Origin of the sequence: Streptomyces sp. ML-6, from assembly GCF_030116705.1 — a bacterium.
Lineage (GTDB): Bacteria > Actinomycetota > Actinomycetes > Streptomycetales > Streptomycetaceae > Streptomyces.
The window spans coordinates 697,939-707,690 of record NZ_JAOTIK010000002.1 but is presented as its reverse complement, the minus strand read 5'-3'; the positions used below and the strand labels follow the sequence as shown (position 1 = coordinate 707,690).

Annotated in this window: 8 protein-coding genes and 2 pseudogenes; 7 read left to right on the top strand and 3 right to left on the bottom strand. The window is 70.0% G+C overall.

Annotation, left to right across the window (positions count from 1 at the left end; translation table 11 throughout):
* The first annotated feature begins 115 nt into the window (after window positions 1-115).
* From OCT49_RS37075 to OCT49_RS37065, 3 genes are all read left to right on the top strand, one after another.
* Window positions 116-1,711, top strand: a complete 1,596-nt coding sequence (locus OCT49_RS37075; protein WP_283856561.1) for a hypothetical protein — start codon at window positions 116-118, stop codon at window positions 1,709-1,711.
* A 198-nt stretch (window positions 1,712-1,909) separates the two neighbouring features.
* A complete protein-coding gene (locus OCT49_RS37070; protein ID WP_283856560.1) occupies window positions 1,910-2,644 on the top strand; it encodes a thioesterase II family protein in 735 nt (244 codons plus the stop codon).
* 271 nt (window positions 2,645-2,915) lie between these two features.
* Window positions 2,916-4,241, top strand: a complete 1,326-nt coding sequence (locus OCT49_RS37065) for a serine/threonine-protein kinase (RefSeq protein ID WP_502963520.1) — start codon at window positions 2,916-2,918, stop codon at window positions 4,239-4,241.
* 30 nt (window positions 4,242-4,271) lie between these two features.
* Here OCT49_RS37065 and OCT49_RS37060 read toward each other — a convergent pair whose 3' ends face one another.
* Window positions 4,272-4,679 carry a MerR family transcriptional regulator gene (locus OCT49_RS37060; RefSeq protein WP_283856558.1) on the bottom strand — a complete coding sequence of 136 codons (408 nt, stop codon included), beginning with the start codon at window positions 4,677-4,679 and terminating at the stop codon, window positions 4,272-4,274.
* Window positions 4,680-4,728: 49 nt separating this feature from the next.
* On the opposite strand from OCT49_RS37060, the gene OCT49_RS37055 reads away from it, so the two are divergent.
* The 4 genes from OCT49_RS37055 to OCT49_RS37040 all read left to right on the top strand — a co-directional run bounded on the left by OCT49_RS37055 (window position 4,729) and on the right by OCT49_RS37040 (window position 7,534).
* Window positions 4,729-5,616: an NAD(P)-dependent oxidoreductase gene (locus OCT49_RS37055; protein ID WP_283856557.1), complete on the top strand. Its 888-nt coding sequence runs from the start codon at window positions 4,729-4,731 to the stop codon at window positions 5,614-5,616.
* Between the two features lie 168 nt (window positions 5,617-5,784).
* On the top strand, window positions 5,785-6,135 hold the full coding sequence (locus tag OCT49_RS37050) for a hypothetical protein (RefSeq protein ID WP_283856556.1): 351 nt from the start codon (window positions 5,785-5,787) through the stop codon (window positions 6,133-6,135).
* Window positions 6,050-7,114 (top strand): YncE family protein, encoded by a 1,065-nt coding sequence (locus tag OCT49_RS37045; protein WP_283856555.1) that lies wholly within the window; start codon window positions 6,050-6,052, stop codon window positions 7,112-7,114. The genes OCT49_RS37050 and OCT49_RS37045 overlap by 86 nt, the downstream gene beginning before the upstream one ends.
* Before the next feature lie 42 nt (window positions 7,115-7,156).
* Window positions 7,157-7,534, top strand: a complete 378-nt coding sequence (locus OCT49_RS37040) for a helix-turn-helix domain-containing protein (RefSeq protein WP_283856554.1) — start codon at window positions 7,157-7,159, stop codon at window positions 7,532-7,534.
* A 128-nt stretch (window positions 7,535-7,662) separates the two neighbouring features.
* On the opposite strand, the pseudogene OCT49_RS37035 reads toward OCT49_RS37040, so the two are convergent.
* A pseudogene (locus tag OCT49_RS37035) lies at window positions 7,663-8,415 on the bottom strand (IS701 family transposase); the annotation flags it as partial.
* Window positions 8,414-9,431 (bottom strand): annotated as a pseudogene (locus OCT49_RS37030) (IS30 family transposase); the annotation flags it as partial. The pseudogenes OCT49_RS37035 and OCT49_RS37030, both read right to left, overlap by 2 nt.
* Window positions 9,432-9,752 lie beyond the last annotated feature (321 nt).

Here is a 9,752-nt window from a genome sequence, read left to right as displayed (position 1 = left end):
TGCCGAAGAGCGAGCGAAGGGACGAGAAGGGTCAATGGCAGGGAAAGAGGGGCGATCGGTGGAGCGAGAGCGAGCCGACGAGGAGAGCGAGTCCGCTCGCGGTCGGGGAGAGGCCATGGACGCACCGTCCGAGCCGTCGTCCCGCACGTCGACGGAGAGCGGCACCAGCATGACGACCGGCGGCAAGGTCAGCAGTGGGGCGCGGATGCCGGCCATCACTTCGGAGTCCGGCCCGGAGGAACCCGACGAGCCTGCTGAGCCCGCTGAGGAAACCGCGGCGGTGGTGCACGCGGTCGGGGTCTCCATCGGCAGGAACACGTCCGAGTCCGAGCAGCAGCCGGACGGCGACGACGCGACGGCAGCAGTAGCCGCAGCAGCGGCAGCGGCCCAGGAGGAGGCACCGAAGCCCCGGAAGGCCGCCCCCCGCCCCAGCACCGCCTCCGTGGCCGTGGGCGCCCCCACCACCTCGTCGGACACCGCGGAAGCGGAAAGCGGACCCGAGGCGAAGGCAGCGACCCCCTCCGCCTCTGCTCCCGCCTCTGCCTCCGCCTCTGCCTCTGCCTCCGCCGAATCGGCCACCGCGAGCGCGTCCGCCACCACCGAGCAGACCGCCACCGCCACCTCCACGGCCTCCTCCACCGCGACCGCGACCGCTTCCGCAACGGCCTCGTCCGTTCCCCCCGCGGAGGGCTCGGCAGGTCCGGACGACGCACCGGAACGCCCCGGCCGCGTCTCGCGTCCGATGGTGGTCGCGGCCGCCTTCGCCGGCGCGCTGCTCCTGGCGACCCCCTTCATCGTGGCGGGGGCGCAGCAGGACGAGCCCGACAGGAAGACCAAGGAAACCGCGGCGGCGTGGAAGGACAACGGCGAGGGCGGCGGCTACGTCCCGGGCACCGACCCCGACCGCGCCCAGGGCAAGGGGCCGGCCGGTTCCAAGGACCGGAAGGACACCGCGGCCCGGCACGGCAAGGGTCCGGCCGGGGATCTACGGGCGGACACCGGGGCCGGTGGGAAGCCCGTGAACAACACCACCGACACGAAGACCGGTGACACGAAGGACACCAAGTCCTCCGAGTCCTCCAAGTCCACCGGGGGCGGGACCGAACGGCCCTCGAACAGCGGTACCGGCGGCAGCTCCTCCGGCGAAAAGGACCCGGGCACCCCCGCCAAGGCCCCCTCGACCGGCACGGCACCCAAGTCGACCACCAGCGTGGTGTACAGCGGCGTGTCCGGACCGGAGTGCGACACCCAGCGCTTCCAGCAGGACGGCTACTACACCGACGGCAAGGAGGGCTGGGCCACCCACTCCGGCGGGTACGGCGGTTCCGGCTGCGACGGGAAGTACCTCTCCATGCCGATGTCCGGCAGCGCCTCCAAGGACTCGGGCGGCTCGGCGACCTGGCTGTTCGACCTGCCCTCCACCGCCAAGAAGTGCAGCGTCTCCGTCCACGTCCCGGGCAGCTCCAACGTCGTCCAGGTGGGCGGGAACCCGAGCTACTACACGGTCTACGACCGCTTCCTGCCCAGGACCAACAACCTGGTCGGCTCCTTCACCATCCGCCAGACGGATCGCCGCGGCACCTGGTACAACGTGCCGGGCACCTTCCCCGTGGACGCCATGAAGCTCTCCGTGCGGTTGCACGACCGGGGCGAGGACGACCACTACGAACACCACGCGATATCCGCGGTGAAGGTCACCTGCACCGGCTGACGAAACCCTCTCCGGCCCCTCTCCGGCCCGGTCCCGCACCCCGTGCGGGACCGGCTTCCCCTCGTGCGCGGCGTCGTGGAGCGTCCAGGTGAGGTGCACACATGCTCGAACCGGGCCGGAGGGGCAATCACCGTTCGCGCGCATCGGCTAAGGTCCGGTACTCCGACCGAAAACCACGTCCCACAAGACGGAGTAAGCATGGAACTACGCCTGTTCGTGTTCCACCACGCGGGTGGTTCCCATCTGCTCTACCGCGACTGGCCCGGCCGTTTCCCGGCCGGCTGGGAGGTACGGCTCGTCGACGCCCCCGGGCACGGTCTGTTGGCGGACCAGCCCGCCATCGGGGACGCCCATCGGCTCGTGGACCACTTCCTCACCGAACTGGATGCCGAACTCACCGGCCCCTATGCCCTGTTCGGTCACAGCATGGGCGGTCTCGTCGCCTACGAACTCACCCGCAGGATCCTCGCCGAGGGCCGTACCCCGCCGGTCTGGCTGGGGCTGTCGGCGCGCGGCACGCCGCGTCCCGAAGGTGACGGAACCCGTCGGTACCTGCTCGACGATGCCGGGCTGCGCCGGGAGCTGGCCGCGATGGGCGGCACGCCCGCCGTGGTCCTGGAGGACCAGGAGATGTGGGAGTTGTTCGGGCCGGTCATCCGGGGTGACCTGCGGCTGGTGGAGACCTGGCGGCCCGCTCCCGACCAGGTGCCCCTGCCCGTGCCGCTGTCCGTCTTCGGCGGCACCGGCGACACGGTGGCGCCGCCCGCCCGGCTGTCCGGCTGGGCGGAGCGGGCGGAGCACTTCCTCGGCCTGCACCTGTTCGAGGGCGGGCACTTCTACTTCCAGCCCGATCCCGCCGCGCTGACCTGGCGGATCACCGAGGAAGCCCGGCGTGCGCTCGCCCTCGCCGCGTCCGCCCCCGAGATGCCGTGATGTCCGTGCTCGAACCCGCCCCGCCCCGGCCGCCCCGGTCCCGTCGAACGCCCCGGTGACAGGTCCATCCCCCGTCCTGCTCCCTCCTCCCTCCGCGTTCCTCGTGCCGGAGTGGTGAGACGATCTCCTCCACCACATCGACGGGAATCGGCCCGGGTGGTCGGCGGAAAGGACTCTGGGGGACCGCGTGAGTACAGGGGGCGGGGCGCTCGGTGCGCCCGGCAGTCGTATCGGCTCGTACACCATCGAACGCAAGCTGGGCGAGGGCGGGATGGGGAGTGTGTATCTCGCCCGGTCCCGCGGCGGGCGGGCCGTCGCCGTGAAGGTGGCCAGGTCCGAGCTGGCCGCCGATCCCGTCTTCCGCGAGCGGTTCCTCGCCGAGGTCGCCGCGGCGCGTGCCGTCGGCGGCTTCCACACCGCGCCCGTCGTCGACGCCGATCCGGACGCCCCGACGCCCTGGCTCGCCACCGCGTACGTCCCCGGGCCCACGCTCGCGGAGTTCCTCCGGATGCAGGGCCCCATGGACGAAAGGGCGTTGCGGGCGCTCGGTGCCGGCCTGGCCGAGGCGCTGGAGGCCATCCACCGGTGCGGGCTCGTCCACCGCGACCTGAAGCCCGGCAACATCATCATGGCCGAAGACGGTCCCCGGGTGCTCGACTTCGGCATCGCGCGGGCGGTCGAGTCCACCCGGCTGACGGCCACGGGTCACGCCTTCGGCACACCGGGTTTCCTCGCCCCCGAGCAGGCGACGGGCGACGAAGTCACCGGTGCGGCGGATGTGTTCGCGCTCGGGGCGGTCCTTGTCGCGGCGGCGGGCGGCAGCCCGTTCGGCGAGGGAACGCCCATGGGGATGATGTATCGCACGGTGCACGAACCCGCGAACCTCGATGCCGTGCCCGGCGGGGTACGGCATGTGGCGGCGGCCTGCCTGGCGAAGGAGCCGGAGCGGCGCCCGACGACCGACCAACTCCTGGACTGGTTCGAGGCACCTGCGGAACCGACGGAGGGAGGCCAGGAGCCCGGCCCCGACCCGCGCCGGCTGCTGGCATCGGACCCGACACCCCCGCCGGCTCCCGCCCGGATTCCGAATCCGGCTCCGGGTCCGGCTCCCACTCCCCACCCGCTGCCGACCCCGACTCCGGGTCAGGCTCCGGTGGCGCAGGCCGTCCCGTACGTACCGACGTGGTTGGACATTCCGCCGAAGCCCGCCCACGTCCCGCACGTCCCCACACCGCCCGTCCCCGCCCCGCACACCTCCTCCCCCTCCGAGGAGGAGGTGGTGTTCATCGCCGCGGATTCCGACTCCAGCATCCTGGTGGACGCCGACGGCGTGATGTTCACCCTGTACCGGAGCGGCGCCCCAGACCGGGGCGCGAAGGACGATGACCCCGAACAGCCGGACGTGGAGGCCGAGTTCGCCTGGTCCGAGATCGCCAATGCCACCGGCCGTACCGTCCGCCGCACCCGGCTGCTCGTCACCCTCGCACTGCACGACGGTTCGTCGTACTCCTGCGAGATCAACGCCCGCCGCGCCGCCCACCTCCACACCTGGCACCAGGGCCTGGCCGGTGCCCTGCGGCGGTACCTGCGCCCTTGAGGCGGGCCGGGAGACCGGCCGCGGCCCCGCTCAGACGGGAACGGGCTCCGGGTCGACATGGTCGAAGGGGGGATAGTTCTCGCCACCCATGCGCTCGGCCGCGTCGATGTAGCCGGCAAGGGCGTCACGGGACCGGGCGAGGCTTCCCATCCGGTCATCCAGCTGCCGCAGCCGTGACCGCATCGCGGCCAGCAGTTCGGGACACCCGGCCAGCTCCGGAGCCTCCCCGACCGCGCAGGGCAGCAGGTACGCGATGTCCTCGGAGGACAGACCAGCGCCGAGCAGGTGCCGGATCTGCTTCACCCGCAACACGGCGCTCTCGTCGTACTCCCGGTATCCGTTCGCGCCCCGGTCCGCCTCCAGCAGGCTCTGGGCTTCGTAGTAGCGCAGCTGATGGGCGTTGACGCCCGTTCGGCGACTCAGTTCACCGATCCTCATCAAAACCTCGCTTGACCTTCATACCGGTATCAACGTTGAGGATGCTGCCATGAACAACACAACCGCTGCGCCCGTGACCGTCATCGGGCTCGGGCTGATGGGTCAGGCGCTCGCCGGCGCGTTCCTGAAAGCCGGCCACCCCACCACCGTGTGGAACCGTACGGCCGCCAAGGCCGACCGACTGGTCGCCGGAGGCGCACAGTTGGCACCTACCATCGGTGCCGCGCTCAAGGCTTCCCCCTTGACGGTCATCTGCCTCACCGACTACACGGCCGTGCACGAACTGCTCGGCGCGGACGATGTCGTGCCGGCCGGTACGACGCTGGTCAACCTGACCTCCGGCGACTCGGCCCGGGCCCGGGAGACGGCCCGATGGGCCGACCGGATCGGCGCCCGCTACCTGGACGGCGCCATCATGGCCGTCCCACCAACGATCGGTACCGCCGAGGCGGTGGTCCTGCACAGCGGGCCGCAGGAGGACTTCGAGACGCACCGGTCGACGCTCGAAGCACTCGGCACCGTCACCCACCTCGGTGCGGACCACGGCCTGGCGGCCCTGTACGACGTGGCGGGGCTGGCCATGATGTGGAGCATCCTGAACGCCTGGCTCCAGGGCACCGCCCTGCTCCGTACGGCCGGTGTCGACGCCGCGACGTACGCGCCGTTCGCCCAGCGGATCGCCGCCGGTGTGGCCGAATGGCTGCCCGGCTATGCCGAGCAGATCGACAACGGCTCCTTCCCCGCCGAGGTGTCGGCCCTGGAGACCGACGCACGGGCGATGGAGCACCTGATCGAGGAGAGCAGGGCGGTGGGCGTCAACGCCGAACTGCCCGAGTTGTTCAAGGCGATGGCCGACCGGGCGATCGCCGCGGGGCACGGCGGGGAGCAGTATCCCGTGCTGATCGAGGAGTTCGACAAACCCCACGACGACGACTGACCGATCCCGACAACAGTTCCCGGCGGCGCCCGACGGATACCGGCCCGACGAGAGCCGGCCCGACTCTCCGGGCCTGGGCCTGGGCCTGGACCGAATTTTCCCATCACGGCCCTGTTCTCCCGAAGTTACGGTGAAGTAACAAATAACTCTCTTCAGCGGATCCGGGGTGTGCTTGTCAGTGGTTTGGATCTTCTGGGGCTGTCGGGGGCCGTGCTCGGTGAGGTTGGTCCGGTCATGACGGTCGGAGGGGGCTTCTCGGTGGACGACACCGAGGCGGACCTGCGCGAGAATGAGCCCGACATGGACCAGATCCGTGCCGACCTCACCGCCGTGACCGGCACCGCGGCGTTCACCGACTTTGCCGATACGGTGCCGTATCACCTGCTGTTCACGTTGCCGCGGGGAGTCGCACGGGCACACCGAGGAGATCAATATGGCGACGATCACGGTGGACGTGGCGGTTCCCGACGCGCTGCGGCCGGTCGTGGATGTGGCAGCGTTGCCGGCGGCCCTCGGTGACGCGGGGCCGGCGTGGCTGGTGCTGTCCGAGGGCGGACGGCTGGCGCGGTGGACGCCGACGACCGGCGAGGTGCAGGACGTGGCCCGGTATCGGGAGGAGAGGCCGGCGTCCGAATACGGTGACGGCGTTCGACTGCGGCTTCATGCGTCTCGGTGTGGCCGTTGGGCGGCGGTGGTTCAAGACCGCGGTCGGTACGGCACCGTCGTCGATCTCACCACCGGTTCGCCGGCGTTGAAGTTGGACGGCGGGGATTACTGCTGTGAAACCGTCCCGTTCGCGTTGGCGTTCACCGAACACGGTGGTCGGCCGGTTGTCGTCCATCGCACTGACTGGAACCGGTTGGATGTCACCGATCTCGCGTCCGGCGAGGTGCTTACGGCGCGAGACAGCCCGGACAGAGATGAGGAAGGTGCGGAGCACGACCTCGATTACTTCCACGGCGCGCTGTCGCTGAGTCCTGACGGGACCCGTGTCTACGACGGCGGTTGGGTGTGGCAGCCGTGGGGGATGCCGGCGGTGTGGAGCCTGACCGCCTGGCTGCACGACAACCCGTACGAGTCCGAGGACGGGCCCAGCCATGCGGTGTATCCCGAGGTCTCGAAGTGGAACTGGCCGGTGGTGTGGATCGACGACAGGCGGATCGCGGTGTATGACCGGGACGATGCCGGCAGCGGTACCGTCCACGTCCTCGACCCCACCTCGATCGAACTGCGCTCGCCGGGCGTCCGGTGGATCAAGGCAGTCGCAACGTTCCCCTGGCCGGTCGGCGATTTCGGCTTCTTCACCGACGGAGAGCATCTGCTGATCGTCGGTGAGGCCGGTCTGCAGGGCGTCGACATCACCAGTGGACAGCAGGTGTTCGCGATCGACGGGTTCCGCCCGGTACGTCAGGATCGGCATACCGGAACGCTGATCCAGGTCGGCAGCGCCGATGCCCGGTTGTGGACGCCGCCGGAGTGGACTGCGCGCGTCGGCTGAGCTGTCATTTCCCGCAGGGTGCCGAGCGGGAGAACCTCCGCGATGTCCACACTGGAAGGGCTCGACACCACCTCTCGCAAGGGCAAGCACGGCGGCCGACCGCCGGTCATCACCGACGACATGCTGCACACCGTGCTGCGGCGCCGCGCGAACGGCGAGTCCGTCGAGCAGATCCAGCCCGCCCCGATCATCCCCACCGGCAAGCGCAAGGGGCGCAACCCCTCGGTGGCCGGCGTCTGCCGGGCACTGCGCGCCACGAAGTCACCGAACGTACCTGACCACCCATCAGCTAACTTTTCCACCGCGGACTGCTCAACGACGCCGAACACACCACGTCACGAAGTGTCGTTACAGTACTACTCCAGTCGCAATTCGCTGTTCCTGCTGGTCAGGAGCGTGTATCTGAGTATACTCGGCTGACGTGTTGTCAGGTTGGGTGAGTTCGTGACCTCGGGTACGGCGGCGGTAATGACAGCGGCGGGCTACTGCTTGGTGTCGGCGCCGCCATCGGGACCAGTGCGGTATGTGGTCGATGCGCCGACGGCGCGTCATTGCGGGGCGCCCCGCTGCCAGGAGCCGCCGTATTTCTGCCACGGTGAGCGGGACCAGCGCGCCGGAACCGTTTCTGCTGCCCCCTTTTGCGCTGCCGCGGCGGCCATGGCGGCGAGGAAGGCATGGGCGAGCATGGCCAGGGTGATGTGCCGGTACCAGCCCGGATACCGGCGTACCTCGTACTGGTCCAGGCCGCACTCGTTCTTCGCCGCTTGGAAGGCTTCCTCGATCGCCCACCGCGTCCCGGCGACCCGCACCAGTTCGGCGACGGTGGTGCCGGTTGGTGCGTAGGCGAGGCAGTAGGCGATCTCGTCCGGGCGGGCCAGACTGCGACGGGCCGGCACCCACCGGCCGTGGGTGGGCTCAGGACCGTCGAAGTCGTCGATCGGCGGGAGCCTCGCGGCGGCCCAGTCGTAGACGCGTGGTCCCTTCGCTCCGGCCCCGCACGACTGACGCTCCCAGGCGTCATCCGGGGCTCGGGAGAAGGCGAAGTCGATGCGGCCCGCCGCGTGAATGTGCTGGGACTTCGGCACGGCCAGAACACAGCCGACCCCGACCTCTTCGAGCATGCGGCGCAGCCTCTGGTCCTGGCCGTAGGCAGAGTCGGCGGTTACCCGGGCGACAGGCAGCAGGGAGCCCAGGGCTCGTCTGATCATGTCCTTCGCGAGATCGCCCTTGGTCGCGAAGGCACGCTCCCCGGGAATCCTTGCCTCTGCACAGCGGTCCGTATCCGAGGTCCAGGACTTCGGCCCAGTGCCGGGCCGTTCTTCACTCGTGGTTCGAGGCCGTAACCGTCCATTCGGGGCAGGTGCAGCAGCATCGTGAACCTGGTCGTGCGCTCGACGAGCGTGCCGATCGCCGAATGGTTCAGGCCGATGATCAGGTCGCCCTCCCAGTGCCCCGGGACCGCTCGGTCCTCGGCCTCAGCCGGTCGTTCGCTGATCATCAGCTCAGGCGTGACATGGCCACCGGGACGCCGCCGCGTTCGAGCACGCGGGACGCGCAACGCTCGCCCGGTGCGCAGACAGGCGACCAGTTCGCGCTTGAGCGCGCCGCGGCCCTGGACATAGAGGGCCTGGTAGATCGCCTCGTGCGAGATGCGCATGGACTCATCATCGGGGAAGTCGGCCCTGAGCCGGTTCGAGATCTGCTGCGGACTCCACGACGTCGCCCACCGCCGGTCTCGCCGCCTGGGCTTGTTGCGGCCTTTCCACTGGGGCGTTGCAGGCCCCGGCACAGGCCTCCCGTCTGCAGCCCGGATCACCCCGGCGAGCCTGTCCTGCACGTATCCACACAGCCGCTCATTCCCCGCCAGCTTCGCGGTCTTCGGCCTCTGTGCTCTGCGCTCGGCATGCCACTGCGCGGTGGTCGCCCGATACTCCAGACGGTAGGTGCGCGTTGACGCGTTCCGGCGTAGCTCCCGCGAGATCATCGGCGGCGAGCGGCCCAGCCGACGCGCGATCTCACGGACCCCGATGTTCTGAGCCCGCCACAGGGCGATGTCCTCGCGCTCCGCAAACGACAGATAGCGTCCCGACACCGTCGGGGAGAGATTCGGTCCCACGCCGCCAGCGTGGCGAAACCACCGTGTCCCGACTGCGGGCGACACCCCGGCCTCGACTCCTGCCTCCTCCGACCGGAGCCCTCGGGCGATCGCAGCCCAGAACCGCACGCGGTCCTCACGCCACGCAACCGTTGGCCGGCCCGGCGACGGCATCTGCCCCCGGTACTCACGAACCCTGCGCTGCTGCGGGCCAACACCCATTACTCCACCTCCGACTACGAGGTGTTGCGACGATCAGTTGAATCCACCCTTGCTTCCCACCTGGTGCTACTTCCTCTGGAACCTCAGGATCCCAGTCTCCAGGTGTCCACGATCAAGAGGAAGCTTCATGCCTTCCGTACGCCCTTGACCGGGACACGGATCTCCCGCGCGCCCGCGACGGGCACCTCCTCCCCGGGGACGGGAGCGGCGCGGCGTTCGGCATCGGCCGCGGGCGTGTCGGCGCGAAGTGGCGTGTTCGGCGGGTTGCGAAGCAACCTTCCGTGCACGTTCTCCCTCTCCTGCTTTGACATAGTCAGCGGG